Source organism: Kitasatospora sp. CM 4170, from assembly GCF_032110285.1.
Taxonomy (GTDB): Bacteria; Actinomycetota; Actinomycetes; order Streptomycetales; family Streptomycetaceae; genus Kitasatospora; species Kitasatospora aburaviensis.
Map to the genome: position 1 here is coordinate 3,105,580 of NZ_CP134877.1, position 26,025 is coordinate 3,131,604.

At 71.8% G+C, this 26,025-nt stretch carries 21 protein-coding genes and 1 pseudogene; 7 read left to right on the forward strand and 15 right to left on the reverse strand.

Going from position 1 to position 26,025, the window contains the following annotated elements; genetic code table 11:
* The first annotated feature begins 242 nt into the window (after positions 1-242).
* The gene (locus RMN57_RS12665; RefSeq protein WP_313763502.1) at positions 243-674 is read left to right on the forward strand and encodes an NUDIX domain-containing protein; all 432 of its coding nucleotides are present in this window, start codon (positions 243-245) and stop codon (positions 672-674) included.
* Positions 675-933: 259 nt separating this feature from the next.
* On the opposite strand, the gene RMN57_RS12670 is transcribed toward RMN57_RS12665, so the two are convergent.
* The 3 genes from RMN57_RS12670 to RMN57_RS12680 all read right to left on the reverse strand — a co-directional run bounded on the left by RMN57_RS12670 (position 934) and on the right by RMN57_RS12680 (position 3,672).
* Positions 934-1,368, reverse strand: a complete 435-nt coding sequence (locus RMN57_RS12670; protein ID WP_313763503.1) for an NUDIX domain-containing protein — start codon at positions 1,366-1,368, stop codon at positions 934-936.
* Between the two features lie 183 nt (positions 1,369-1,551).
* The gene (locus tag RMN57_RS12675) at positions 1,552-1,887 is read right to left on the reverse strand and encodes an antibiotic biosynthesis monooxygenase (RefSeq protein ID WP_313763504.1); all 336 of its coding nucleotides are present in this window, start codon (positions 1,885-1,887) and stop codon (positions 1,552-1,554) included.
* A 546-nt stretch (positions 1,888-2,433) separates the two neighbouring features.
* Positions 2,434-3,672 carry an IS256 family transposase gene (locus RMN57_RS12680; protein WP_313763505.1) on the reverse strand — a complete coding sequence of 413 codons (1,239 nt, stop codon included), beginning with the start codon at positions 3,670-3,672 and terminating at the stop codon, positions 2,434-2,436.
* 271 nt (positions 3,673-3,943) lie between these two features.
* On the opposite strand from RMN57_RS12680, the gene RMN57_RS12685 reads away from it, so the two are divergent.
* The gene (locus RMN57_RS12685; RefSeq protein ID WP_313763506.1) at positions 3,944-4,786 is read left to right on the forward strand and encodes a hypothetical protein; all 843 of its coding nucleotides are present in this window, start codon (positions 3,944-3,946) and stop codon (positions 4,784-4,786) included.
* Between the two features lie 434 nt (positions 4,787-5,220).
* A pseudogene (locus tag RMN57_RS12690) lies at positions 5,221-6,458 on the forward strand (IS256 family transposase).
* A 184-nt stretch (positions 6,459-6,642) separates the two neighbouring features.
* On the opposite strand, the gene RMN57_RS12695 reads toward RMN57_RS12690, so the two are convergent.
* Entirely contained in the window at positions 6,643-6,927 is a 285-nt protein-coding gene (locus tag RMN57_RS12695) for a hypothetical protein (RefSeq protein ID WP_313763507.1), read from the reverse strand.
* A gap of 423 nt (positions 6,928-7,350) precedes the next feature.
* On the opposite strand from RMN57_RS12695, the gene RMN57_RS12700 reads away from it, so the two are divergent.
* The 3 genes from RMN57_RS12700 (at position 7,351) to RMN57_RS12710 (ending at position 10,322) form a co-directional block, all read left to right on the forward strand.
* Positions 7,351-8,406, forward strand: a complete 1,056-nt coding sequence (locus RMN57_RS12700) for a hypothetical protein (protein ID WP_313763508.1) — start codon at positions 7,351-7,353, stop codon at positions 8,404-8,406.
* A gap of 73 nt (positions 8,407-8,479) precedes the next feature.
* Positions 8,480-8,983 (forward strand): hypothetical protein, encoded by a 504-nt coding sequence (locus RMN57_RS12705; RefSeq protein ID WP_313763509.1) that lies wholly within the window; start codon positions 8,480-8,482, stop codon positions 8,981-8,983.
* Between the two features lie 262 nt (positions 8,984-9,245).
* On the forward strand, positions 9,246-10,322 hold the full coding sequence (locus RMN57_RS12710) for an AraC family transcriptional regulator (protein WP_313763510.1): 1,077 nt from the start codon (positions 9,246-9,248) through the stop codon (positions 10,320-10,322).
* A gap of 202 nt (positions 10,323-10,524) precedes the next feature.
* Here the strand turns inward: RMN57_RS12710 and RMN57_RS12715 are convergent, their stop codons facing one another.
* From RMN57_RS12715 to RMN57_RS12745, 7 genes are all read right to left on the reverse strand, one after another.
* Positions 10,525-11,418: an NmrA family NAD(P)-binding protein gene (locus tag RMN57_RS12715; RefSeq protein WP_313763511.1), complete on the reverse strand. Its 894-nt coding sequence runs from the start codon at positions 11,416-11,418 to the stop codon at positions 10,525-10,527.
* A 205-nt stretch (positions 11,419-11,623) separates the two neighbouring features.
* Entirely contained in the window at positions 11,624-12,667 is a 1,044-nt protein-coding gene (locus RMN57_RS12720) for a histidinol-phosphate transaminase (RefSeq protein ID WP_380236275.1), read from the reverse strand.
* 71 nt (positions 12,668-12,738) lie between these two features.
* Positions 12,739-14,712: a thiamine pyrophosphate-binding protein gene (locus RMN57_RS12725; RefSeq protein ID WP_313763513.1), complete on the reverse strand. Its 1,974-nt coding sequence runs from the start codon at positions 14,710-14,712 to the stop codon at positions 12,739-12,741.
* Between the two features lie 182 nt (positions 14,713-14,894).
* A complete protein-coding gene (locus tag RMN57_RS12730; protein WP_313763514.1) occupies positions 14,895-15,926 on the reverse strand; it encodes a 3-oxoacyl-ACP synthase III family protein in 1,032 nt (343 codons plus the stop codon).
* Between the two features lie 4 nt (positions 15,927-15,930).
* Positions 15,931-16,632 carry a hypothetical protein gene (locus RMN57_RS12735; RefSeq protein ID WP_313763515.1) on the reverse strand — a complete coding sequence of 234 codons (702 nt, stop codon included), beginning with the start codon at positions 16,630-16,632 and terminating at the stop codon, positions 15,931-15,933.
* Positions 16,629-17,183 (reverse strand): ester cyclase, encoded by a 555-nt coding sequence (locus RMN57_RS12740; protein WP_313763516.1) that lies wholly within the window; start codon positions 17,181-17,183, stop codon positions 16,629-16,631. Before RMN57_RS12740 ends, RMN57_RS12735 begins: the two co-directional genes overlap by 4 nt.
* 319 nt (positions 17,184-17,502) lie before the next feature.
* The gene (locus RMN57_RS12745; protein WP_313763517.1) at positions 17,503-19,575 is read right to left on the reverse strand and encodes an MFS transporter; all 2,073 of its coding nucleotides are present in this window, start codon (positions 19,573-19,575) and stop codon (positions 17,503-17,505) included.
* A gap of 326 nt (positions 19,576-19,901) precedes the next feature.
* Here RMN57_RS12745 and RMN57_RS12750 point away from each other — a divergent pair, with 326 nt between their 5' ends.
* Positions 19,902-21,188 (forward strand): peptidoglycan-binding domain-containing protein, encoded by a 1,287-nt coding sequence (locus tag RMN57_RS12750; protein ID WP_313763518.1) that lies wholly within the window; start codon positions 19,902-19,904, stop codon positions 21,186-21,188.
* A 42-nt stretch (positions 21,189-21,230) separates the two neighbouring features.
* On the opposite strand, the gene RMN57_RS12755 is transcribed toward RMN57_RS12750, so the two are convergent.
* The 4 genes from RMN57_RS12755 to RMN57_RS12770 form a co-directional block, all read right to left on the reverse strand.
* Entirely contained in the window at positions 21,231-21,815 is a 585-nt protein-coding gene (locus RMN57_RS12755; protein WP_313763519.1) for a TMEM165/GDT1 family protein, read from the reverse strand.
* A 215-nt stretch (positions 21,816-22,030) separates the two neighbouring features.
* Positions 22,031-22,846: an ABC transporter permease gene (locus RMN57_RS12760; RefSeq protein WP_313763520.1), complete on the reverse strand. Its 816-nt coding sequence runs from the start codon at positions 22,844-22,846 to the stop codon at positions 22,031-22,033.
* Entirely contained in the window at positions 22,825-24,432 is a 1,608-nt protein-coding gene (locus tag RMN57_RS12765; RefSeq protein ID WP_313763521.1) for a phospholipid carrier-dependent glycosyltransferase, read from the reverse strand. Before RMN57_RS12765 ends, RMN57_RS12760 begins: the two co-directional genes overlap by 22 nt.
* 163 nt (positions 24,433-24,595) lie before the next feature.
* On the reverse strand, positions 24,596-25,894 hold the full coding sequence (locus RMN57_RS12770; protein ID WP_313763522.1) for an MFS transporter: 1,299 nt from the start codon (positions 25,892-25,894) through the stop codon (positions 24,596-24,598).
* Between the last annotated feature and the right edge of the window lie 131 nt (positions 25,895-26,025).

A 26,025-nucleotide genomic window follows, 5' to 3' on the forward strand; every position in this document is an offset into this window, starting at 1 on the left:
TCGTAGCCGGAGCCATCCAGGTCGAGGCGGAGAACGACCTGCCCGCCCACCGCCGCGCACGCCCGGAGGGCGAGATCCGCCGCCAGTGCGTCCAGCGCCGGGGGCGGCCCGAGGACGTCGCCGCCGCGGTCGCTTCCTCGCCGGTCCCAGCGCGTCCTTCATCACCGGCCAGTCGTCGCACGTCGACGGAGGCCGGCTCCTCCACTGACCGTCACGTCCCACCGAACAGGAGACAGACCACCATGCAGCACCGCGTCCGCGCCGTCCTCCTCACCCCGAACAACACCATGCTGCTGATCAAGCGCATCCGCCCCGGCATCGACCCGTACTGGGTGATCGTCGGCGGCAAGATCGAACCGACCGACGCCAGCCCCGAGGACGCCTTGCGGCGTGAGGTCCGTGAGGAGATCGCCGGCGAAGCCGAGATCGTCAGCGTCCTCCACACCATCGAGGACTCCGACGAGCGCCAGGACTTCTACCTCGCCACCATCGAGAAGTGGAGCTTCGAGGACCGCACCGGCCCCGAGTTCAGCCAGGAGGACCGCGGCGAATACCTCCTGGAGGAGATCCCCCTCACCGCCGACGCCCTCGACGCGGTCAACCTGCTGCCCCAGGAGATCGCGGCCGTCCTGCGAAACGCCGTCGAGCGTGGGGAACTCCTCGCCGCCAGGTAACCGCAAGGGGTGGCCGGGTCAGTGAACCGGCCCGGCCACCCGGGAGCACGCGCCACCCACACCGACCAGCGCATATGGCCTCGCCAGAGACGGGTGCTGAATGTGATCAAGGGCGCTTGTGACAACGCGCCTTGTGTGCCTGGCCGTTGTGGTACGTAGGTGCCCTCAATTGGACGCCGCCACTGACACCTGCGCGGCCCGACTCTCGGAGCGCCGAGAGACGGGCCGCGCCGCAGAGCTTCCGGGGTGCGGCTCGGGGTCAGGAGGCGATCAGCTTGCGGACTGCGTCGCTGACCTCGGGGAGGTCCGCCGGGAGTGCCCACCGGCAGGCGTCGTGTTCGGTGAGGACGACCGGTTCGGTCTTCTCCACGGTGACGGCGAAGTTGAACTGGCGGGTGGTGCCACCCCGGCTGTTCCGGTAGTCGAAGTGCCCGATGTAGCCGGTCACCTGCTCGATGGCCAGGCCGGTCTCCTCCGCCGTCTCCCGGTGAAGGGCGTCCAGGATGGTTTCCCCGGCCTCTACCGTTCCGGAGGGAATCTCCCACATCCCGCCCATGTAGTCGTCGGGGTTACGACGCAGGAGCAGGACCCGGCTGTCGCACTTGATCACCGCGGCAGCGACGAAGCCGGTGATGCCGGCGGCTTCGGCGTCGGCCGCCAGGCCGGCCACGAACTCGGGGGAGGTGACGGTCACAGCAGCTCCTTGTGATGGTCGCTGATCTCGATGGCCGCGCGGATGTCGCTCGGCCACTTCCAGATCCTGGTCACGATGCCAGAGCGAGAAGCTTGATCGTGCCGGTCGTCGGGCCGCCCCTTCCTCGAACCGACGCCGGCGCGCCCCGGACGGGTGTCCGGGGCGCGCCGGTGGGGTGGAGCCTCAGGCCTTGGGGCCGGCCGACTGGACGACCTCGAAGGACCACAGGGTGGAGCCGGACGCGGCGGGGCGCTTGGGCGCCTCGCCCTCGGCGGCCGGCGGGCCCTGGCGGTGAGCCGCCTGCATGGGGCCCTCCATCCAGGCCTTGAAGTCCTCCTCGCTGCGCCAGCGGGTGTAGACCAGGTACTGGTCCGTCCCCTCGACCGGGCGCAGCAGCTCGAACCACTCGAAGCCGTCCGAGTTCTCGACGGCCCCGGCCCGCGACGCGAACCGCTTCTCCAGCTCCGCCCGCTGCTCGGCCGGAACGGTCAGCACGTTGATCTTTACCACGCTACCCACATGACACCTCTCAACATCAACGGTCGGCCTGATCGGCGACCTCAACGTGAGGACGACCCGAAGACGTCGCCCGACGCACAGCGTACGAAGACCGAAGCCTTGATGCGGCCCTGGGCCGGGACCACGCCGGACACTTCGAGGACATCGGCAGGTCGAGGGCAGGCGGGGGCCGTTGTCGTCTCGGGAGAATGTTCGAGAATCAGCGCGCACCTCGGACCGGTCTCGCGCCATCCTGATTCAGCCTGACCGACAGCGAGAGGAACAGCTGTGAGCCGACGACTGCGGTACATCAGAAGCAACTCGGGGACCAACGGGTGCCCGACGCTCTACGAGGACGTCGAGACCGGAGACGCCACATCGGTCCATCGGGCGGTGGGTGTCGGACGTTCAGCACTGAGGTACCGTCCAGCTTGTCAGCTCCGACTTCCAACAGGCTCGAATCGCCCTCGGCCCTGCGGCTTCGCGAGCTGCGCGCCGAGGGCGGTCTCACGGGGTCACGTCCGCTGGAGTGGTGTATCGACGGCCACTCGGTGATCCGATTTCAGGCTATGCGGTGAGTGCGGTCGGGATGGTCTCGTCGGGGGTTTCTCCCTCGATCGGGTGGAGGCGGCAGCGGCCGAGGATCTCGGAGCCGATGTAGCGGCGCTGTTCGGCCCATTCGTCGCTCTGCTCGGCCAGGACCGCGCCGATCAGGCGGATGACCGAGCTGCGGTCGGGGAAGATCCCGACGACGTCGGTGCGGCGCCGGATCTCCTTGTTCAGTCGCTCCTGCGGGTTGTTCGACCAGATCGACTTCCAGACCGTCCGGGGGAAGACGGCGAAGGCGAGCAGGTCCTCGCGGGCGGCCTCCAAGTGCTCTGCGGCTTTGGGGAACTTCTCGTCCAGTGCGGCGATCACCGACGCCATCTGTTGCCGGACGGCCTTCGCGTCGGGCTGTTCGAACACCGTCCGCAGCAGGGTGGCGACCCAGGGCTGGGCGGACTTCGGGACCTGCGAGAGCAAATTGCGCGCGTAGTGCGTTCGACACCTCTGCCACGACGCGCCGGGCAGCGTCGCGCCGACCGCGTTGACCAGGCCGGTGTGGGCGTCGGAGACCACCAGCTTGACGCCGGTCAGCCCACGGGCGACCAGGGAGCGCAGGAAGGCGAGCCAGCCGGCGCCGTCTTCCGTGGTGGCGACGTCCAGGCCGAGGACTTCGCGTTGGCCCTCGTTGTTGACGCCGACCGCAACCAGGCAGTGGACGTTGACGACGCGGCCGCCCTCACGGACCTTCTGGGTGAGCGCGTCGACCCAGACGAACGTGTAGGGGCCCTGGTCAAGCGGTCGGTTACGGAACTCGGCGACGCGCTCGTCCAAGTGCTTGGCCATCTCGGAGACTTGCGACTTCGACAGCTGGGTGACGCCGAGGCTCTCGGCGAGCTTCTCGACCCTGCGCGTGCTGACGCCGAGGAGGTAGCAGGTGGCGACGACGCTGATCAGGGCCTGTTCGGCCCGCCGTCGGCGCTCCAGCAGCCAGCTCGGGAAGTAGGTGCCGGAGCGGACCCTGGGGATCGCCAGGTCGATCGTGCCGACCCTCGTGTCCCAGTGCCGATTGCGGTATCCGTTGCGGGAGTTGACTCGGTCCTCGCTCGGTCGGCCGTACTCGCCGCCGCAGGCCCGGTCGATGTCGGCGGACATCATCGCCTCGGCGAAGGTCTTCACCATCGCGCGCAACAAGTCGGGACTCGCCGAGGCCAGGTTCTCCTCCAACAGGGCGGCGAACGGCAGACTGTCGGGTGCGGTCATCGTGTTGGTCTCCTCTTCGTGACGTCAGACATCTCGAAGGATCAACCGGTGGCCGTCTTACGTTTCAGGTGACACCCGCTACCGGGACGAAACCCCCGGAACGGGTGGAACCCGTACACCACTTCCCTGGACGCAACCGTGGCCACTAGATACGACAAACTCGCCGTCCGCTACGAGGCGACCATCCAACTCACCCTGATACGGCAGTCGCTGTGACCACATCTCAAACACTTCCTAGTGACGAGGGCGCTGGGCAGGCGAGAGTGATGTCATGTCAGATCCCTCTGCCCTGTTCGGGCTCATCAGCGGTATCGGTGGCGCACTCATTGGAGCGGCAGGAGGCATCTACGCGGATCGTCGAAGGCGCACCGACGAACGGTCGACGTCGGTGGAGGTGGAGAAGAAGGAGTTGCTTGAAGCGATCGCTCGGGCACGGCTGAGCTGCCGCAGCTGGCTCACTCTTACGACCCAGATCGCTCAGGGCATGAGCTTTTCCTTGCCGATGAGTCTGGAGAGTTACGACGCCGTCATGAGCCCGACTCTGCAGGCTTTGACCGAAGCGGTTTACAACCTCGGCCGGTTAGGCATGCCCTCCGAAGAGGAAGTCCACCGAAAGCTCGGTAGGCCATCTGGCCAGGCTGAGGAACAGGGCTCGGCTGTCCGCGACATCCACGCCGTCGCGGCTGACCTCCGAGAGAAAGTACTGGTCGGAGATCAACTCACACGCGAGACCTCTCGCGCCATCGCCGATGATGCGGACCGTGCCGCCACACGCCTGAGCAAGTACTTGACTGACCGGGCCACATATTTCCTTGGAGACATAGGACCAGCTGCAATGGCAGCTCAACCGGGGTATCCTCTTTCGTCCCCCGGACTGCACCACCCCATCCGGAACGAGCAGGATGAAGTGGGTGACAGTACGTTTACCCCGTTCTGGTTTGCTGTGCCGTGTCAGAGAGCGCTCCAGGGGGAGGACGGCGGTCCTTCCGGCGTCGAACTCGCCCCGGGTTCCTGGTACCTGGCTGTTGCGGAGGTGGCTGGTGGCCTACTTGTACAGACCGAAGAGGGTCTGCGCGGTGTTCTGGAGGAGACGGTAGGCATCCAGCGTGGCTGAAGGTGCTCGCTGCTATTGGCCTGGCTGGTGCTACGGACGCGGGTATGTCAGGGCTCAAGTTGTGTCTGGTGGGGGCTGGATGGTTCGAATGAACCGGTGGTAGGCGGGCAGCTGGCGGTGGGCCGGAGCAGAGCGGTGGTGTGGGTCTCGGCGAGTCGGATGCCGAGCCGGGCTGACCGACACCCGCTGCCCACGCCCTGAGGCCGTCGTGGACGGAGGTCTGCCTGCGGGTCCCCAACTTGCTGACCTTGGACAGTGTCCAGCCCAGGTACTCGGCCAGTTGCCGACCCGTGAGAGGTTGCGTCCAGGGAAGTGGTGTACGGGTTCCACCCGTTCCGGGGGTTTCGTCCCGGTAGCGGGTGTCACCTGAAACGTAAGACGGCCACCGGTTGATCCTTCGAGATGTCTGACGTCACGAAGAGGAGACCAACACGATGACCGCACCCGACAGTCTGCCGTTCGCCGCCCTGTTGGAGGAGAACCTGGCCTCGGCGAGTCCCGACTTGTTGCGCGCGATGGTGAAGACCTTCGCCGAGGCGATGATGTCCGCCGACATCGACCGGGCCTGCGGCGGCGAGTACGGCCGACCGAGCGAGGACCGAGTCAACTCCCGCAACGGATACCGCAATCGGCACTGGGACACGAGGGTCGGCACGATCGACCTGGCGATCCCCAGGGTCCGCTCCGGCACCTACTTCCCGAGCTGGCTGCTGGAGCGCCGACGGCGGGCCGAACAGGCCCTGATCAGCGTCGTCGCCACCTGCTACCTCCTCGGCGTCAGCACGCGCAGGGTCGAGAAGCTCGCCGAGAGCCTCGGCGTCACCCAGCTGTCGAAGTCGCAAGTCTCCGAGATGGCCAAGCACTTGGACGAGCGCGTCGCCGAGTTCCGTAACCGACCGCTTGACCAGGGCCCCTACACGTTCGTCTGGGTCGACGCGCTCACCCAGAAGGTCCGTGAGGGCGGCCGCGTCGTCAACGTCCACTGCCTGGTTGCGGTCGGCGTCAACAACGAGGGCCAACGCGAAGTCCTCGGCCTGGACGTCGCCACCACGGAAGACGGCGCCGGCTGGCTCGCCTTCCTGCGCTCCCTGGTCGCCCGTGGGCTGACCGGCGTCAAGCTGGTGGTCTCCGACGCCCACACCGGCCTGGTCAACGCGGTCGGCGCGACGCTGCCCGGCGCGTCGTGGCAGAGGTGTCGAACGCACTACGCGCGCAATTTGCTCTCGCAGGTCCCGAAGTCCGCCCAGCCCTGGGTCGCCACCCTGCTGCGGACGGTGTTCGAACAGCCCGACGCGAAGGCCGTCCGGCAACAGATGGCGTCGGTGATCGCCGCACTGGACGAGAAGTTCCCCAAAGCCGCAGAGCACTTGGAGGCCGCCCGCGAGGACCTGCTCGCCTTCGCCGTCTTCCCCCGGACGGTCTGGAAGTCGATCTGGTGAACAACCCGCAGGAGCGACTGAACAAGGAGATCCGGCGCCGCACCGACGTCGTCGGGATCTTCCCCGACCGCAGCTCGGTCATCCGCCTGATCGGCGCGGTCCTGGCCGAGCAGAGCGACGAATGGGCCGAACAGCGCCGCTACATCGGCTCCGAGATCCTCGGCCGCTGCCGCCTCCACCCGATCGAGGGAGAAACCCCCGACGAGACCATCCCGACCGCACTCACCGCATAGCCTGAAATCGGATCACCGAGTGGCCGTCGATACACCACTCCAGCGGACGTGACCCCTTGGCGGCCGCCCCATCCTCGGTACCGGCGGCAACAGCGGCTCCAGCCGCTCCCGCTGTTTATCCGTCAGATCCCCACGAGCCACACCAAGATCGTTCCACGAGCATGGCCGACCGCTCAATCCCGTCTCAGAACGCTGTCCCCCCTGTCCCTGCTTCCTCATCCGAGCCGTACATCTCGACCAGCAGACGCTGCCGCGCCGCCTTGAGGCGCTCGTCGTAGTCCGGCATGAAGATCTCAGCTAGCGTCGCTTCCAGCGCCCCAGAGATCGTGTAAATCGGAGACCAGACCGCTCGGTCCGTCTTCAACAGGTCATCCAGCACATCGGACTGGTACGTCGCCTGATAGAGCCAGTCCGACAGCACAAGAGCCTGATCGCGCGTGAACTTGATGGTTATCGGTTCCTCTGCCACGAGGGAACGGTAACCGCCACACCCGATGACCACCCGCACAGGGTGGGAAGCACCGAGCCAGACCCCATCAGCCTCTACGAGCACATCTCAAACACTTCCTAGGGCGCCGATCTCCGATCACTCACCCCGCAGCCTTCCATCGTTCACCCATCGGAGTGACGTGCAGAGATGCGAGCAGTCTCCTACACCTGACGCCGACGACCGTGGGACGTCTCCACTTCGGAGCTGCGTGACGTCTCAAAGTGCTGGTCACGGCGGTGGGACGAAGTCTGGTCCGTCCCACGGGATTGAACGCGGCGATCGGCCCCGATCGGGCACCTAGGCTGGGCCACCGCCCGGCGTCGAGCCGGGCCCCGCCGCGTCGCGACGCATCGAGCCGCGCCCGGCCGCACCCCAGCCCCCAGAACCGAGGAGCGATCCGCCATGCCCTTGAGCCGCAGCGGAAGGACTGCCCGCGGCCGGACGTCCGGCCGCGCGCCGGGCGCCGTCGGCCCGGGCACCGGGCTGCTCGCGACGTTCGCCGTCCTCGCCGCACTCACCACGCTGAGCGGCTGCGCGGGCGGCCCGCCCGCGGCGGCGCCGATCGTCGTGCCGCCGACCACACCGGTGGCGACGCCGTCGGCGGGCACCGGCGTGGACGAGCTCCATCTTCCCATTGAACAGTACATGCTGACGCCACTTCAGTCCGTCCAGTTCGAATGGGTCCGCAAGGCCGCCACCGGCTCCTGCATGAAGCGGTACGGGCTGGACTACCCGGTGCCGGCCAAGCCCGGGCCGGACAGCTCGGCCGTCCGCACCTACACCCCGATGAACCGCCGCTACGGCATCACCGACCCGGACGGCGCCGCCCGCTGGGGCTACCACGTCCCCCAGACGGCGGCCGCGCCCGCCGCGGGCGAACAGCCGGCCTCACTGTCCGCACTGCCCGCCGCCACGCGGACCGTCCTGCTCGGCGTCGACCAGGCGCAGGGCACCCGGGCGACCTCGTACCAGGGCAAGCCGCTGCCGGAGGGCGGCTGCTTCGCGGAGCTCGACCGGATCATGCCGGGCGCGGCCGGCGGCCCGCAGGGGCCCGGCAACGGCCCGCAGGGTGCGGTGACCGAGATCAAGTCGGGGAGCTTCACCGAGTCGAAGTCCGCCCCGGAGGTGGCCGCGGCGATCGCCGCCTGGACCGGCTGCATGAAGGACCACGGCTTCGACCTGCCGGATCCGCTGCAGGCGCCCGCCGCCGTGCCGTCGATGAAGGACCCGGTGCCGAGCGCGACGGAGATCGCCCAGGCCGTGGCGGACGTCGAGTGCAAGCGCCGCACCAACCTCACCGGCGTCTGGTTCGCCACCGAGTCGACCCTGCAGAACGCCGCGATCGGCCGGCACGCCAAGGACCTGGCGGCCGTCAAGGCGGCGCTCGACTCCGAGGTCCGCTCGCTCGGGCGGCTGGTGGACCACGACTGGTCCTCCCCCGCGCCGCCCACCCTCTGACCACCTTTCCCGGCCCGCGGAACGATTCCGCGGACCGTCCGACACCACCACCGAGTGAAGGAGCCACACACCGATGAAGCTCAAGTCCGCAGGCCGCCGCCTGGCCACCGGCGCGGCCGCCCTCGCCGTCGCCGGCACCACCATGCTCACCGGCGCGGGCCAGGCCAACGCCGACAGCGTCACCTGGATCAACGGGTGGAGCACCTGGTCCTCGCCGGTCCGCTGCCAGGACAGCAACGGCGCCAGCGTCACCTTCTGCATCTACTACTCGCCGAGCGCCGAAGGCGCGATGACGATGGAGTACAGCCTCCAGGACGGCCAGATCGACGAGACCTTCTGGAAGAAGGACCAGTACGGCTCGGCCGGCTACGGCCAGAAGGTGCGCAACAACGCCGCCTCCGTCGAGAACGCCAGCAGCGGGACCATCGGCGTCTGGGTCTACCCGTGGTTCTACGGCGACGCCAACTACGTCCCGGCCGGCCGCGGCGGCAGCCTGACCTCGAACCTGCGCAACAACGAGGCTTCCTGGGGCATGGTCGACTACCTGAACCGCGGCGGCCACGTCCGCCTCGACTGAGGTCGGCCGGGCGGCACCCCGCACCTGCACCACAACCGCCTGCACCGCGGCACCCCGCCGCGGTGCAGGCGGGCGCGCTCCCGGGGCGCTCCCCGGAGCACAACCCCGGACCAGCAGCGACTCCGTGGCGGCAATAGACGCTCCGGTGAGCCGATTTGACGTTATGTCACATCTCGCAACACCGCGCAGGCCGGGTTTTAAAGCCTCCGCAATGAGGAGCGGCCCCCGACCGCAGTAGCCTGTGGCCGGGGGGACTGGACTCATGGACGACGTACTCGGCGAACTGCTCGGCTCGCTCCGTCTGGAGGGGGCGTTCCACACCCACTGGCGCGTTCGGGCGCCCTGGGGCATCCGCGGCCCGGCCGAGAACTGCGCGGTGCTGCACTACATCGTCGAGGGCTCGTGCTGGGCGACCCTCGCCGACGAGGTCGAACTGCCCGGCGCCGCACTCCATCTGCGCAGCTCGGTGCTGCGCGAGGGTGATCTGGCGATCTTCCCGTGGGGGGCGCCGCACGCACTGAGCGACCGGCCCGGACGGGAGGTCGTGCCGCTGCCGACCGTCCTGGCCGGCCGGGCGACCGGGCGCGCCACGGCGGCCGGGGCCACCGCGGCCCCGGCCACCCCGCGGCCGCCCGGGGCGTCCGAGGGGTTCGGCGTGGTGCGGCTGCCCGGACCCGGGCCGGAGACCCGGATGCTCTGCGGCGGCCTGTCCTACAACTCCGTCGGCGAGTCCGCGCTGTACCGGGCGCTGCCGCCGATGATCGTGCTGGACCGCAGCCTCGTCCGGCGCCAGCCGCTGCTGCACCACACGCTGGCCGCACTGTCCGCGGAGCCCGACGGGGACCCCGGCGAACGGCGGTTGATCAGCGTGCGCGGCTTCGAGACCGCGCTGGTGCTGGCCCTCGGGCTGGCGCTGCGCGGCGAGGCGGCCAAGCGCCTGGCCGACGACTATCCGGCGATGCGGGCGCTGAACCACCCGGGCATCAGCCGCGCGCTGCTCGCCGTGTACGGCCGGTTCGGGGAGCCGTGGACGGTCGAACGACTGGCCCGCGAGGCGCGGATGTCCCGGACGGCGTTCACCGCGGCCTTCCGCGAGCTGGTCGGCGAGAGCCCCGGCCGGCATCTGACCGCGCGCCGGATGCGGGAGGCGGCCCGGCTGCTCACGGAGACCGACCGGGCGCTGTCCGTCATTCCGGAGGCGGTCGGCTACCGCAGCAGCGTCGGATTCCACCTCGCCTTCCGCAAGTGGTTCGGGATGCCGCCGGGCGAGTACCGGGACAGTCGCCCCGGCCACCGCGGGCCCGGCCTCCACGGACCGGCGGTCTGCGCGGTGTCCTGACCGGGGCTCCCCGCACCGTCCGGGCTCCCGTACGGGCCCCGGCCTTGTGCAGGTACGGTGCAGGACTCATGCCCAGCCGACGAAGGGCCCCAGGGGCGAGTGACCGCCCGGAGGAAGGGCCCGCGGGCCCCGAGCACCGGTGTGCTCGGGGTCCGCGGGTCGTCCGGGCACCTCCGTGCGCCTCAGCTCGCCTCCATGCGCCTCAGCGCGCCGCCCAGACCTGCCAGTCGCGGGCGGCGATCCAGTCGGCCACCGGAGTCAGCCGGATGCCCAGCGTCGACTCCACCGCCGCCGGGTCGGACTCCAGCAGGCCGGCCCCCTCCTCGGTGGCGACCCAGTGGTAGCCGCCGGCGATCCCGGCCGCGGCCTCCGGGCCGAAGGCCTGCGCCAGCCCGGCCTCGAACTGCTCGGGCGGCAGCGGGATGTACTGGACCTCGCGGCCGAGGCCGGCGGAGAACCGCTCGGCCAGCTCGGGGCCGGTCAGCAGTTCGGCACCGCCCAGGTCGATCGTCTCCCCCGCCAGGTCGGCGGTGGTCAGGGCGGCCACCGTGGCCTTGGCGAGGTCCTCGTGGGAGAGCCAGGCGATCCGCACCGACGGCGGCACCGGGAAGGCCAGCACGCCGTCGTTGACCAGCGACGGCCCGGCGATCGGGCTGTAGAGGTTGTCCAGGTAGATCGGCGGACGCAGTGCGGTCGTCGGCACACCGGACTCCAGCAGGATCTCCTCGGCCTCCCGTCGGGTCTCGAAGCCGGTGAACTCGGTGCGCTGTACGGGGACGCGGGTGTTGCCGTTCACGACGAGCCGCTCGACGCCCTCCTCGCGGGCCGCCCGGGCGACGTTCCGCGCGAAGCGCACCACCGTGTCGCGGTCGTAGACCTGCGGGATCACGACGGACGCGCGGGTGACGCCCGCGAAGGCCTTGCGCACGGAGTCCGCGTCCCCGAGGTCGCCGGTGACGACGTCCACACCGGGGACGGCCTTGTCCGCGGTCGGGGCGGTCCGGGCGAAGCCGCGCACCGGCCGGCCCTGTTCGGCGAGCAGCCGGGCCACGGCACCGCCCTGGAACCCCGTCGCGCCGATGACAAGAACAGTCATTCCTCGTTCCTTCCCTTCACAGTTTCACGGCAGAGTGAGCCGACCGGCCGCGGGATCGCGTCGGGTCGACATCGGTTCGGTTCAGCTCGGTTCAGTACGGTTCAGCTGGTTCAGCTCGGTTCGGTCCAACCGGTCCAACCGGTCCACCGGTCCACCGGTCCAACCGGCCCCACCGGTCCACCTCGGTCCGGATCCCGCGGACCGATCAGGCGAGCACCTCGGCGATCGCCGCCAGGAAGGCGTCGTTCTCCTCCCCGGTCCCGACCGTCACCCGCACGCCCTCGCCCGCGAACGGCCGGACGAGCACCCCGCGCTCCTCGCAGGCCCGGGCGAGCTCGACCGCCCGCTCCCCGACCGGCAGCCAGAGGCAGTTGGCCTGGGCGGCCGGAATCCCGTCGATCCACGCGGACAGCGCCTTGGCCAGCCGGTCGCGCTCGGACACCACCAGGCCGACCCTGCGCAGCATCTCCGGCTCGGCCCGCAGGGCCGCCAGACCCGCCGCCTGGGCGAGGGCGTTGGTGGAGAACGGGGTCACCACCTTGCGGACGGCCGTCGCCACCTCCGCGCTCGCCACCAGGAAGCCGAGCCGGATCCCGGCCAGCCCCCAGGCCTTGGAGAACGTGCGCAGCACCACCACGTTGGGGCGATGCCCGTGCTCGACGAGGGCGTCCGGCAGCGCCGGGTCGGTGACGAACTCCCGGTACGCCTCGTCCACCGCCACCACCAGGTGCGGGGGCACGGCGTCGAGGAAGGCGGCGAGCTCGGCACCGGTGAGGCCCACGCCGGTGGGGTTGTTGGGGTGGCAGAGCAGGATCATCCGGGTGGCCGGGGTCACCGCGGCGAGGATGGCGTCGAGGTCGTGCCGGTGGTCGGGCGTGCAGGGGACGGGGACGGAGCGCCCGCCGCCCCCGGCGATCAGCATCGGGTAGGCCTCGAAGGAGCGCCAGGGGTGCACCACCTCGCCGCCGCCGGCGGCCGTCGCCCGGACCAGGTGCTCGATCAGCGCGGCGGATCCGGCGCCGGTGACCAGCCGTTCCGGGGCGACCCGGTACCGGGCGGCCAGGGCGTCGCGGAGCCCGGTCGCGGCCATCTCCGGGTAGCGGTGCACCTTGGCGGTGGCCGCCGCGACGGCCTCGGCCACGCCGGGCAGCGGGCCGAACGGGACCTCGTTGGTGCTGAGGTTGATCTTCCGCTCGGGGATCGGGTTCACCACGTAGGACGGGACGGCGTCGAGCTCGGCCCGCGTCAGCCCACCCGTCCCGCCGGCTCCCTCGCCCCCGCCCCCGGCGCTCCCGGTCCCGCCCCCGCCGGCTCCCCCGCTCACGCGGACACCCCCGCCCGGCCCGGCACTGCCGGCCGGTCCGCCGCCGCCGAACGCGGTGCCGGCACCGTGACCTCCGCCGGCGCCGCCTCGTCGACGTAGTAGGTCGGCTCGTCGAGCGGCAGGAACGGCGTGAACGGGGGCACCTCCTCCCGGGCGAGCCGCAGCTCCAGCAGCCCCGGCAGGCCGGTCCCGTCGGGGGCTGCGGCGCTCCGGGCCGCGTACTCGGCGAGGGCCCGGTCGAGCTCCTCCCGGCTGTCGGCGCTCGCCACCCAGAGGCGGTCCGGGCCGCCGAGACCACGCGCCACCGTGGCGATGTCCACCGGCGCGTAGCGCACCGACTCGATCCGGGAGTCGAAGTAGGTCTGCTGCCTGGTCACGCACATCCCGTGCATGGCGTTGTTGAACACCACGTACAGGACGGGCAGTCGCAGGTCGACCGCGGTGTGCACCTCCAGGCCGTTCATCAGGAACGCGCCGTCGCCGAGGATCACCACGGTGCGGGAGCCGGCGGCGGAGCCCAGTTGGGCGCCGACGGCCGCGCCGAGGCTGTAGCCCATGCCGCCCGCGCCCAGCGCGATGGTCGAGCTGGCCCCGTCGGGCACGTCGCTGAGGTGGATCGCGGCGGACGCGCAGTTGCCAGCGTCCAGCACCAGGTGCCCCTCGGCCGGGAGGAAGGCGGTCAGCGCGGCGATCGCCTCGCTCTGCAGCAGGCTGCCGCCGACCGGCGCCGGGTCGAGCCCGGGTGCCGGCCGCGGCCGGAACCTGGTCCGCCGGTAGCCCGCCAACTCCTCGGCCTGGAAGGGCTCCTTGCGCAGCAGCTCCAGGAGCCGCCGGGCCGCCGCGCCGGCGTCCGCCCGCACCACCAGCCCGGGCGAGGCCGCGCGGGACGCCTCCCCGGGGTCGATGTTGACCACCGCGAGGCGGTCCCCGCGCAGATCGCCGAGCGGGCCCCGGGTCATCGCGTTCAGGCCCGCGCCGATCGCGACGACGAGGTCGGAGTCCTGCACCGCGGCGTGCGCGGAGGGGTGGCCCACCACGCCGGCCACGCCGAGGAACAGCGGGTCCGAGTTGGCGAACTCGGCGCGCGCCGACATCGTGGTGGCGACCGGGATGCGCGCCTCCCGGACGAACTCCGCCACCGCGTCGCGGTCCGCGCTGCGGCGCACGCCGTGCCCCAGCAGCACGACCGGCCGCTTCGCCTCCCGCAGCGCGTCGAACAGGGCCCGCACCTCGTCCTCGTCCACCTCGGGCCGCTCGACCAGTTCCTCGGGCGCGGACGGCCAGTCGGCCGGCCGCTCGGGCACCGGCCGCTCGAAGACGTCCCGGGGCACCAGCAGTGCCACCGGCCCGGGCCGCCCGGACAGCGCGGTGCGGGCCGCCTCCGCCAGCTCCTCCCAGAGCCGCTCCGGGTCGGTCAGCGTCACGGTGCGCTTGGTGACGGCGGACAGCAGCAGCGCCGAGTCCACCGTCCGCCCGATGCCGGAGCCGTCCTGGAACGCACCCTTGCCCGCCAGCGCCTGCGGCGGCTGTCCGACCAGTGCGAGCACCGGGACGGACTCCGCGTAGGACTCGGCCAGCCCGACCGCCAGGTTGACCAGCGCGCCGCCGGAGGTCGAGCAGCAGACGCCGAGCGTGCGGTGCACCCGGGCGTGCCCGTCGGCCATGAAGGCGGCGCCGTCCTCGCGGCGGGCCAGCACCGAGGCCAGCCGGCCGCGGCCGAGGCGGTGGACCGCGTCGTGCAGATGCTCGATGTTGGCGCCGCTGACGCCGAAGACGTACCGCACGCCCCAGTCGCGCAGCGACGTGACCAGCGCGTCGGCGACCGTCGACGCGGTCGCCCCGGCCCGATCGGCCGCCGCGGCCGGTCCCGCCTGCTCCGACGCCGCGGCCGACCCGACCCGGCCCGACGCCGTGGCCGACCCGGCCCGGTCCGACGCCGCGGCCCCCGTTGTCGTCGTTGCCCCTGCCATCTCTCCCCCTGCCTTCTCTCCCCGTTGGTCCCCCGTCAGGCCGGTCCGGCCGGCCTCCCCCGTCGTTTCCCGTGCATGCCGGAACAGCCGGCCGTCCCCGTGTCCCCACCGGTCCGGCCGGCCGTCCCGCTCCGTTCCGCGCCGCCCCGGGGATCACGCCCCCGGCCGGGCGGCGCTGCCCGTCACCGGCCCGCGTGCCAGCGGACGGTCATGGCGCTCACCAGGTCCCCGCCGTTGGCGAAGGTCCCGAAGGCGAGGATGTCGCCGTCCTTGATCAGGCCGCGGTCCAGTGCGTCCGCGACCGTCACCGGGATGGAGCCGGCGAAGAGGTTGCCGTACTTCGCCAGCGTGTCGTGCGTCCGCGACTCCTCGATCCCGCACCGCTTGCGCCACTCGGAGAGGAAGTCCTCGTTCGGCTGGTGCGTGATCAGGTAGTCGACGTCGTCGCTGGTCAGACCGGCCTCGGCGAGGCTGGCGGCGACCGCCTCCGGCACCAGGGACATGGAGTTCTCCCGGATGGCCGCCAGCCGCTCCTTGGTGAAGTTCACCGTGATCGGCCCGCAGCCGCGCTCCCAGTAGTTGCGGAACACCCCGTCGACCAGCTCCGGTTCGAACCGCAGCAGGCCGTAGTTCTCGCCGTGCGAGCGCTCGTAGGTGGAGAGGATGCTCGGACGGCCGGGTGCCACCAGGGTGGCGGTGGCACCGTCGCCGAGCACCCGGGAGCGCTTGGAGCTCTGGAACTCCGGCAGCCGGGAGACGAAGTTGGTCACCGTCAGCACGATGACGTTCCGGTGGATGCCGGACTCCACGAACGCCTTGGCGGTGCGCAGCCCCGAGAGCCAGGAGCAGCAGCTGGTGTCGAGCTGGAGCACGGTGGCCCGGGTGGCCCCGATCGCCGACTGCACCGCCGAGCCGATCCCGGGCCAGAAGGTGTCGTTGAAGATGCAGTTGTAGATGATGAGGTCGACCTCGTCGGCGGCCAGCCCGGTGCGGTCGAGGAGCTTGGCGCAGGCCGCCGCCCCCAGCTCGGCCGAGGTCTGGTCCGGCGAGGCGAACCTGCGCTCCGCGACGCCGCGGAAGAACTCGTGGTCGCCGAGGTCGTCCTCGGCCCCCGGGCCGCCGGCGTTGGAGACCACGCGCTCGGGCAGGAGGTTCACCACGTCGATCAGCTGTGCCTGCGGGCCGGTGGTGCGGCCCATCGGTTCCGTCGTCATGGTGTCAGCCGCTGGCCCGGCCGTTGCCGAAGCGGTGCTCCAGGATCCGCTTGAGGTTGGCCGTCTCGATGCGGTGGATGGCGTCGAAGTTCGGCCAGATGTCGCCGACCCAGTAGCGGTCGGTGCGGGCGCGGCCCTCGGCGATGTAGTCCGGGACGTCGGTGACGGACCGGTCGTAGTACGGGTGCTTGCAGTTGGTCCAGAGCACCACGGTGCCGGGCCGGCCGAGCGTCTTGTTCGCGTCGATGAACGTGAAGTAGTAGCGCATCCAGAGCTCCTTGCCCTGGTCCCAGGCGCAGGGGTAGAACACCAGCCCGTGCTCGGGGCCCTTCATCACGTCGGCGCGGATGAAGATCTCGGTGTTCGGCTGGATGGCCTCGGTGCCCCGGTAGAGGCCGCCGCCGACGTGGCGCAGGTCCCGCACGCTGAACGTCCACTCCTCCATCGAGTGGACGTTGGCCGCGTACTCGAACACGACGTCGTAGGGGACGTCGATGTACTCGCCGAGCGAGCAGTACTGGCCGAAGACCTCCTCGTGCGAGTAGGTCTCCTTGGTGCCCTCCACCATGAGGCGGTAGCACTCCTCCTGGCTGACCGTCTCGCTGCGGACCAGGCCGGGTATCTTCACCAGGTCCGTGCTGTCCAGCACGTAGTTCTTCAGGTCGCCCGAGTCGTCCGCCCGGCGCGGGGTGATGTCCGCGGTCACTTCTTGACCTCCTTGAGGAATCCGTCGATGTCTTCCCAGTGCTCCGTGGTGGAGATCAGGCCGTTCCTGACGGTCTGGGTCTCCTCGCCGCGGAAGCAGACGTACTTGTACGTCGCCGGGACGCCGGCGAACTCCGCCGCGTGCGTACCGCAGTGCTGCAGCGACACGTGGATCCGGTCGCCGCTGCGGGTGATGCCGGTGACGGCCTCCACCAGATCGGGGAAGACGGCCCGGATCTCACGGACGAGCTGCTGGGCCCCGGCCACGCCGGTGCCCAGGCCCGGGTGGGCCGGGATGTCGACCCAGTCCTGGCTGACCGCCCGCGCCATCAGGCCGGTGTTCCCCGTGCTCAGTGCCCCGTAGAAGTGGGCCACGGCGCTCAGGCCGCCGCCCGCCCCGGCTTCGGCCGCCGGCACCGCCGCTTCGACCACCGGCACCGCGTCACCGGCGGCGGCAGGCTGTGCCTCCGCCACCGAACCACCCGTGAGCACCGCCGCCGCGGCGACCGCCGCGACCGGTCCGCGCACGGTCCACGATGATGTGCAGGTCATAGCGAACCTCCCCCAAAGGTTCGACGAACAACTGTTCACCCATCCTGGTGGACTCCCGGGGTGCCGTCGATGAGAATCCGGCCGGGATGGCTTAGCAATCGTCCTGAGCCCGCGTCGTGAACCGGTCGGCGTCGCCGACGCATTGTCATGCACTCTCTCCCCCGATGGACGCCGGGCCATGCTTATGACTTGCGCCACACCGGTCGACTCCGGCCCCACGGGCCCCGGGCACCTCCCGAACCCGAACGGCCTCAGTGGCCCCGGGCGTCACACCCCGACCGCCGGTGCGGCCGCGCCCCGGCCGGGCTCCCCCGCGGCGTCAGAACGAACGGCCCTCGCCCCGGTACGGGGGCTCCGGGCCGGTCGGGTCGGGCCGGTCCCGGCGGTCGGCGCAGAGCGTCGCGGAGAGCCGGGTCAGCAGCGCGGCGAGGTCGTCGAACTGCTTCTCGTCCCAGTCGCCGAGGAGCTCCGCGAGCTGCTTGCGGCGGGCCGCGACCAGTTGGAGCGCGACCGCCTCGCCCGGCTCGGTCAGACGCAGCGGCAGCCCGCCGGTGCGGGAGGCGAGACCGCGCCCCTCCACCTCTCGGACGGCCTCGTCGATCACCGCGAACGGGACGATCCGGCGCTCGGCCAGCTCCGCCGGCTCGACCGAGCCGTGGTGGTACATCTGCAGCAGCATCCAGCTGGAGGCCGGCTTGAGGTCGAGCCCGGCCGTGGCGGTGATCCGGCGGAAGAGGTCCCGCCGGGCCTCACGGCTGTTCAGCACCGACAGCGCGCGGGCGATCTCGTCCAGCGAGGAGCGCTCCACCGGGTTGACGCCGATCGACTCGCTCAGGTCGGGGGCGGTCACCGTCTCCCGGAGCCGCTGTTCGCGCAGGAACAGCGAGAGCACGAAGGCGAGGGCCGCGATCGGCACCGCGTAGAGGAAGACGCGGGTGATCGACTCGGCGTAGGCGTGCAGGACCGCGTTCTGCGTGGCCTCCGGGAGCCCGTCGATCACGCGCGGGTCGGCGGTGATCGCCCCGGGGTCGAAGCCGGGCGGCAGCGGCACGCCGGCCAGGGCGTCCCGCAGCCGGTCGGTCAGGCCGCTCGCGAAGACCGCCCCGAAGACGGAGACGCCGAAGGACGCCCCGATGGAGCGGAAGAAGGTGGCGCCGGCGGTGGCCACGCCGAGGTCCTGGTAGCCGACGGAGTTCTGCACGATCAGCACCAGCACCTGCATCACCAGCCCCAGACCGAGGCCGAAGACCAGGAAGTAGCAGCTCATCTCGAAGGTGCTGGTGTTCTCGTCGAGCCGGGAGAGCAGCACCAGGCCGATGGTGGTGACGGCCGTTCCGGCGATCGGGAACGCCCGGTAGTGGCCGGTCCGGGCGACGACCTGGCCGGAGCCGATCGAGGTGGCCAGCATCCCGAGCACCATCGGCAACATGTGGATGCCGGACAGGGTCGGCGAGACGCCCATGACCACCTGGAGGAAGGTCGGCAGGTAGGTCAGGGCGCCGAACATGGCGAACCCGACCACGAAGGAGATGACGGCGACCAGGCTGAACGTCCGCGAACGGAACAGCCGCAGCGGCAGCACCGGTTCGGCCGCGGTCCGCTCGACCAGCACGAACGCGACCAGCAGCAGCGCGCCCAGCACGCCCAGGCCGATGATCCGCCAGGAGCTCCAGGCCCAGGTCGTCCCGCCGAGCGAGGTCATCAGCACCAGGCAGGTGGCCACCGCGGCGATCAGCACGGTGCCGAGGTAGTCGATCCGGTGGCGTCGCTTCACCTCGACGCCGTGCAGCACCGTGGCGATCACCACCAGGGCCACCACGCCGATCGGCAGGTTGATGTAGAAGACCCAGCGCCAGCTGAGGTGGTCGACGAAGACGCCGCCGAGCAGCGGCCCGAGCACGCTGGTGACGCCGAAGACCGCACCGAAGAGGCCCTGGTACTTGCCGCGGTCCCGGGGCGGGACGAGGTCGCCGACGATGGCCTGGGTGAGCACGATCAGCCCGCCGCCGCCGAGACCCTGGAGCGCGCGGAAGGCGATCAGTTCACCCATGTTCTGGGCGACGCCGCAGAGCGCCGAGCCCACCAGGAAGATCACGATCGCGGCCTGGAAGAAGCGCTTCCGGCCGTACATGTCGCCGAGCTTCCCCCAGAGCGGGGTGGCCGCGGTCGAGGCGAGCAGGTAGGCGGTGACCACCCAGGAGAGGTGCTCCAGGCCGCCGAGGTCGCTGACGATGGTGGGCAGGGCGGTGGAGACGATGGTCTGGTCGAGCGCGGCCAGCAGCATCGCCAGCAGCAGGGCGCTGATGGGCACCCAGAGGTTGTGGACGGTGACCTGCGGCGGACCCGGCTCGCTCGCCGGGCTCCGGTCGGACGCGGCGATCGGATCCGTCATGGGGTCTCCGTAGGGGTCGCGGGCCCCGGTCGGGCCCGGGTCCGTGCGGACGATCACTCCCGACTCACCATGCTGTCAGAAATGCCCTGGTTTGCGCCGTTCAGTTGAGCCGAACGTCATTCCGGCCGCCGCCCGGGGGACGCCCCCGGAGCACCGACCGTTCATCAGGCAACAAACACCACCAACCGGCACAACACCCCCGGACCGGGCCGGACGCCCCTGTCCACCCACAGAGACGTCCTGCATAATCAGGCGCGTTCGCCCCCGGGAACACGCGTCCGAGCACACCACACGGGGCCAGATCCGAGACCGAGGAGGGCCGGCCGATGCCGGACCAGCACTGCCCGACGTGCGGGACCGCACGCTCCGCCGGGTGCAGGTGCCTCCCCGACCCGGCACTCACCGACCCGGCGCTCACCGAGACGGCCGTGCTGCCGCACCTGGAGGGCCCGCCGCTGGTGCGCCCGTACGTGCCGCTGGCCGCCGGTCAGGTGGCGGAAGCCCCGACGGCCGGCGCGACGGCGGTCGGCGCCACGGCGGTCGGCGCCACGGCGGATCCGTTCGCCACCACCCTGCTGCCGCCGGCTCAGCCCGCGCCGACCCGGGCGCCGGCCGGGCCGGACGCGGACGCCTACGCGACCACGGTGCTGCCCCCGGTGATGTCGGTGCCTCAGCAGGCCCCGCCCGTACCGCAGCCGCCGTACGGTCAGCAGGCGCACGGCGGGCAGGCGCCGTACGGTCAGCAGCCGCCGTACGGTCAGCAGCCCTACGACGAGCCGCACGGCTACGACGCGCCGCACCCGCACGACCCGCAGCACCCCTACGACGGTGCGGAGGAGCCGGCGGCGGACGGCGGCGACGAGATCGGCCTGTTCGCCTTCGCCGGCGCGACCCCCGACGCCCACGGCGGCTCCGCCCGCACCGGCGGCCGGGCCGCCCGGCGCGCACAGGAGCAGGCCGCGGGGAGCCCGCTGACCCGGCGCCGGGGTCTGGTGGTCGCGGCCGGCGCCGGCCTGCTGGCGGTCACCGTCGGCCTCGCCTACGCGGTGACGCCATCCGGCGAGCCCGAGCGGCAGGCGCAGCCGCTGCCGTCCCGCACCCTGGCCCCGGCGCCGGTCGACCCGACCACGCCCGCGCCGCCCCCGAGCCCGAGCGCGCCGCCGTCCAGCAGTGAGGCGCCGAGCCCGACCCCGAGCAGGACGGCGAAGCCGAGCAGGACCGCCACCGCGACCCCGGCGGCCACCCCCACCACGGTCGCGGCTCCCCCCGCGGCTCCGCCGGCGCCGGCCCCCACCACCCCGCCGGCGCCCGCCCCCACGCCGACCCCCACACCGACCGCCACCACCCCGACGCCGACCCCCACGCCCACCACCCGGGTGCTGGAGCGCGGGATGAGCGGACCGGACGTCAAGGACATGCAGCTGCGGCTCTCCGTCGCCTCCTGCGGATTCGTCGATAAATCGATCGCGACCGGCACCTTCGACTGGTGGACGCAGAACGTGCTGGCCGACTTCCAGCGCAGCTACAAGATCAAGGGCGAGGTCAGCGCCGGCTCCCCGGTCTACGGCCCCAAGACCCGGGCCGCCCTGGAGAGCGACCCGGGCGACTGCTGAGCGGGCGACTGCCGAGCGCCCCGGGAGACCGTCGAGCGGGCGTCAGCCCGTGACGGCGCGGACGATGCTGACCCCGGCCATCAGGATCATCACGCCGGCGGCCACCCGGATGATCACCTTCATCGGGACGTGCTTCAGCAGCTTCTGACCGCCGAGGATCGCGATGCCCGCGACGGCGCAGAGCGCCAGCCAGGCGCCGAGGCCGACGGCGAGCGGGTCGGCGTACTTGGCGGCCAGGTTGGCGGTCATGATCTGGGTGAGGTCGCCGAACTCGGCCACCGCGACGACCACGAAGCTGGCCCCGGCCACCTTCCAGAAGCCGTTCGAGGACGGCTCCTTGGCCGCGTGCCCGTCCTCGTCCCCGCCGCCGTGGAAGAGCAGCATGGCCGCGCCGGCCAGGAAGAGCACGCCGGTGACGCCCTCCACCCAGCGCTGCGGCAGCAGCGAGAGCAGGTGGCCGGCGACCAGGGCGATGCCGACCTGGAGGGCGAAGGCGGCGGCGATGCCGGCGAAGACGTGACTCGCGCGGTACTTGGCGCCGAGCATCAGGCTGGCCAGTGCGGTCTTGTCCGGCAGTTCGGCCAGGAAGACGATGCCGAACGTGATGACGGCGACGGTCAGGCTCATGGGGAGATCGGTATCCCTCGGTCGGGCTGTCCGGCCTCGGCAGCTCCGTCAGGGGTCGCTCCGGCCCGACAGCACTGGTCAGAAGTCACAGCACTGCGGCCGAAGGTCTCGCCGGCACCGCCCCGAAAGACGCGTGCCCCGGGCGCCGGGCCCCGCGCGGGGGCCAGTATGTCGACGGTCCGGTGGAGGGCTACTCCCCTTCAACGCCTGCCAGCCTACCCGATGCCGCCCGGCCTCCCGCCGGTCGGCGGTCCGGCGGTCACCCGGCCCCGGGCCACCAGCTCCAGCACCACCACGATCGCCGCCGACTCCACCGCGAGCAGCGCGACCAGCACGAACAGCTGCACCGCACCCGCCTGCACCGGGGTGGCCCCGCCGAGCAGCATGCCGACGAACGCGCCCGGCAGCGTGACCAGGCCCACCGTCCGGGTCTGGTCGAGGGCCGGGACGAGCGAGGTCGCGGCCGCGGTGCGGCAGATCTCCAGCCGGGCGTCGCGCTCCTCGAAGCCGAGCGCCAGTGCCGCCTCCACCTCGCCGTGGCGCTGCCGCAGCTCGTCCAGCGCGCGCCGGCCGGCCAGCGAGGTCGCGGTGAGCGCGCCGCCGATCAGGATGCCGGCGACCGGGATCACCGACAGGCCCTTCGGGGGCAGCAGCCCGACGGCCAGCAGCAGACCGAGGACCGGGACCACCCCGGCCGCGATCGGTGCGGCGGCCCAGACCCAGGCCGGCCCCCGGGTCATCCGCCGCCCCGCCGTCCGGACCGCGACCGCGAACATCAGCAGGACGAACAGCGCCGACCACCAGAGCGAACCGACCACCCAGGTGATCACCAGCGCGACGGCGGCCAGCTGCACCACCGCACGCAGCCCGGCCCGCAGCACCGCGTGCCCGTGGCCGAGCAGACCCCGGCCGGCCACCGCCACGGCGGCGGCGAGCAGGACGGCGGTGACCACCGCGAGCCCGGGGGTGACCGGCAGCAGCTGGTCGGCCGCCGACCGGGTCACGGCGGTCAGATCCAGCTGGTGAACCACATCCGGTCCTGCCAGGACGACATCGGGATCACCTCCGCCGTGTAGAGCGGGTAGAAGAACGCGAAGCAGCCCACGATCGCGAGCACGATCAACCCGGCCCCGGCCGCGCCGATCCGCCGCCGCCGCGGCGGGCAGCCCTCCGGGCCGAGCATGGCCCCGAGCATCTGGGCGACGGCGAGGCAGAGGAACGGCACCAGGACGACCATGTAGAAGGAGAAGACGGTCCGCTCCTGGTAGCGGAACCACGGCAGGTAGACGCCGGCGACGGCGCAGAGCACCGCGCCCGAGCGCCAGTCCCGGCGGAAGAACCAGCGCCAGAGCAGGTAGGCCAGGGCGAAGCAGGCCGTCCACCAGAGCAGCGGGGTGCCGAGGCCGAGGATCTGCGCGGCGCAGCCGCCGGAGGCGGTGCACCCCTGCTGGCCGGCCGGCACCTGCTCCCAGTACATGGAGACCGGGCGGCCCTGGACCAGCCAGCTGAACGGGTTGGACTGGTAGGTGTGCGGGGTGCTCAGCCCGGTGTTGAAGTCGTACATCTGCGAGTGGTAGTGCCAGAGGCTGCGCAGCGGCGCGGGCACCCAGGTCATCGGCACCTGCGGCAGCGGGACGCCGAGGAAGCTCGCCGGGGAGAGCCCGGCGCGGTCGTCGGCCCACTGCCGGTCGTAGCCGCCGGTGGTGGCCAGCCAGCCGGCCCAGGCCCCGACGTAGACCACCAGGGCCGAGCCGGCCACCGCGAGCAGGGCGGGCAGCGCGTCCCGGCGCAGCATCGAGCGCCAGGGGCGGCGGGCGCCGGCCCAGCGGCGGCCGGACTGGTCCCACAGGACGGTGAGCAGTCCGAAGGCGACCAGCACCACGGCGCCGTTCCACTTGACCGCGGCGGCGGCGCCGATGAGGACGCCGGCGGCGATCCGCCAGGGCCGCCACCCGAGCCGGACGGTGTCACCGCCGCGGCCGTCGCGGACGGCGGCGAGCCGGGTGCGGGTGTGGTCGCGGTCGATCAGCAGGCTGCCGAAGGCGGCGAGCACGAAGAACATCTGGACGCCGTCGAGCAGGCCGATCCGGCTCATCACCAGCTGGAGGCCGTCGACCGCCATCAGCAGGGCGGCGGTGCAGCCGAGCAGGGTGGAGCCGAAGAGCCGGCGGCCGATCCGGGCGAGCATGAGCACGGTGACGGTGCCGAGCAGGGCGGTCATGAACCGCCAGCCGAAGGGGTGAAGACCGAACGCCCACTCGCCGAGCGAGATCACCCACTTGCCGAGCGGCGGGTGGGCGATGAACTCGGGCGCGGAGGTGAGCGGGATCTGCTGCGGGACGGCGAGGATGTCGGCGTTGGCGCTGTCCGGCCAGGTGCCCTCGTAGCCCTGCCGGAGCAGCGACCAGGCGTCCTTGGGGTAGTACGTCTCGTCGAAGACGAAGGCGTTGGGGTAGCCGAGGTTCCAGAAGCGCAGCAGTCCGGCGAAGAGCGCCACCCCGATCGGCCCGAGCCAGCCGGACCAGTCGGCCGCCCGGCGCAGCAGCCCCCGCGGAGCCGGTACGGGGGCTGCGGGGGCCGGGGGTGCGGGTGGGTGCGTGAGCGCCGCTTGCGTCATTGCCTCGCCGATTCGCCTGTCTCGCCTGTGCCGGCCGGGGCCGGGCGGTCAACAGCAACCGACACTATGTGCCGCTCGTCGGGAAACCAAGCGCGACGGGCGCCGACCAGGTGACCTGGTGGGCGCCCGTCGCACTGCCGTACGGGGCGTGGCGCGGCGGCCGTCACGCGGCGGTCTGCAGCTCCCGGATCGGGAGGGCGCGGACCGGGGCCGGGGCCGGGGCCGGGGCGTTGTCCTGGGCCGCGGTGAGGTGCGGCCGCAGGCGCAGCGCCAGGACGACGACCAGCAGGGTGGAGCCGGCCATCGCCGCCAGGTAGAGCGGCCAGGTGCCGGAGCCGACCAGCAGCACGCCGACGGCCGGGCCGACCGCGATCGCGATCTGCTTCACCAGGGCGTACCCGGCGTTGTAGGTGCCGAGCAGGCGGGCCGGGGCGAGGTCGGCGACGATCGGGCCCATGGTGGGGGCGAGCAGCGACTCGCCGACCCCGAACAGGGCGTAGATCGAGACGATCGCGACCGTGGCGGCCATGGTCTCGGTCCGGATCAGGCCGGCGACCAGGGCCATCGCCCAGGCGCCGAGCCAGACCACGCCAGCCGCGGCCATCGCGGTGGTGCGGCGGCGGCGCGCGGTGATCCGCACCATGAACATCTGCAGCACCACGATGGTCAGCGCGTTGGCGCCGATGGCGATGCCCAGGGTGGAGGGCGCGGTGCCGACGGTGTCGGTGGCGAAGGCCGCGACGCCGGACTCGAACTGGCCGTAGCAGGTGAAGAAGATCAGACCGGCGAGCACGCAGAGCCGCAGCATCGCCTTGTCGGCGACCAGGGCGCGCAGGCCCTGCGGGCCGTCCGCCTTCTCCTGGACCAGGACGGGGGCGGCGTTGGGGATCCGTGCGGTGCCGGTGACCAGGGCCAGCCCCAGGAAGGTCGCGGCCTCGATGGTGAACAGCCGGGTCAGGCTGGCCGGGTCGGCGACGTCGACGATCTGGCCGCCGACCAGCGCGCCGATGCCCATCCCCAGGTTGACCAGGGTGAACTGCAGCGCGAAGGCGTGCGCGCGGGTCGCCGCGGTCGAGCAGCGGACGATCATCGTGGCCAGCGCCGGCTGGCAGGTGGTGACACCCGCGCCGAACAGGAAGGACGAGACCAGCAGGGCCGGGGTGCCGGTGGCGTGGCCGAAGGCGAACGCACCGGTGGCGGCCAGGGCGGCGCCGGCCAGCAGCACCGGGCGCGGGCCGTACCGGTCGATGCCGCGGCCGGTGAACGGGAGCACGACGAGCGCGGCCAGCGCGAAGACGGTGAACACCATCCCCGCGGCCAGCGAGCCCAGCCCCCGCACCTGGTCCACGTACACGAACATGTACGGCATCGTGAACCCGCTGCCGAACGCGCTCAGTGCGTTCCCGATCTGGACGCGGCGCAGCGGGCCCGCCCCGCGCGTCTGCTGCCTCTGCTGCTTCACCGTGCCGGCCACCGTGCACACCCCTTCACTGTTTCACTGGACACTCTTAAGACCAGAAGATTTAAGAGCTAAAGTCTTGCGAGATATAGTCTTAGCACCGGAAGAGTGAGGAGTCAAAGGCTTAAGGGGTG

Coding starts and splice junctions, on each gene's coding strand:
- RMN57_RS12665 (WP_313763502.1), top strand. CDS start 243: ATGCAGCACCGCGTCCGCGCCGTCCTCCTCACCCCGAACAACACCATG.
- RMN57_RS12680 (WP_313763505.1), bottom strand. CDS start 3,672: ATGACCGCACCCGACAGTCTGCCGTTCGCCGCCCTGTTGGAGGAGAAC.
- RMN57_RS12685 (WP_313763506.1), top strand. CDS start 3,944: ATGTCAGATCCCTCTGCCCTGTTCGGGCTCATCAGCGGTATCGGTGGC.
- RMN57_RS12700 (WP_313763508.1), top strand. CDS start 7,351: ATGCCCTTGAGCCGCAGCGGAAGGACTGCCCGCGGCCGGACGTCCGGC.
- RMN57_RS12705 (WP_313763509.1), top strand. CDS start 8,480: ATGAAGCTCAAGTCCGCAGGCCGCCGCCTGGCCACCGGCGCGGCCGCC.
- RMN57_RS12710 (WP_313763510.1), top strand. CDS start 9,246: ATGGACGACGTACTCGGCGAACTGCTCGGCTCGCTCCGTCTGGAGGGG.
- RMN57_RS12715 (WP_313763511.1), bottom strand. CDS start 11,418: ATGACTGTTCTTGTCATCGGCGCGACGGGGTTCCAGGGCGGTGCCGTG.
- RMN57_RS12725 (WP_313763513.1), bottom strand. CDS start 14,712: ATGGCAGGGGCAACGACGACAACGGGGGCCGCGGCGTCGGACCGGGCC.
- RMN57_RS12730 (WP_313763514.1), bottom strand. CDS start 15,926: ATGACGACGGAACCGATGGGCCGCACCACCGGCCCGCAGGCACAGCTG.
- RMN57_RS12740 (WP_313763516.1), bottom strand. CDS start 17,183: ATGACCTGCACATCATCGTGGACCGTGCGCGGACCGGTCGCGGCGGTC.
- RMN57_RS12745 (WP_313763517.1), bottom strand. CDS start 19,575: ATGACGGATCCGATCGCCGCGTCCGACCGGAGCCCGGCGAGCGAGCCG.
- RMN57_RS12750 (WP_313763518.1), top strand. CDS start 19,902: ATGCCGGACCAGCACTGCCCGACGTGCGGGACCGCACGCTCCGCCGGG.
- RMN57_RS12755 (WP_313763519.1), bottom strand. CDS start 21,815: ATGAGCCTGACCGTCGCCGTCATCACGTTCGGCATCGTCTTCCTGGCC.
- RMN57_RS12765 (WP_313763521.1), bottom strand. CDS start 24,432: ATGACGCAAGCGGCGCTCACGCACCCACCCGCACCCCCGGCCCCCGCA.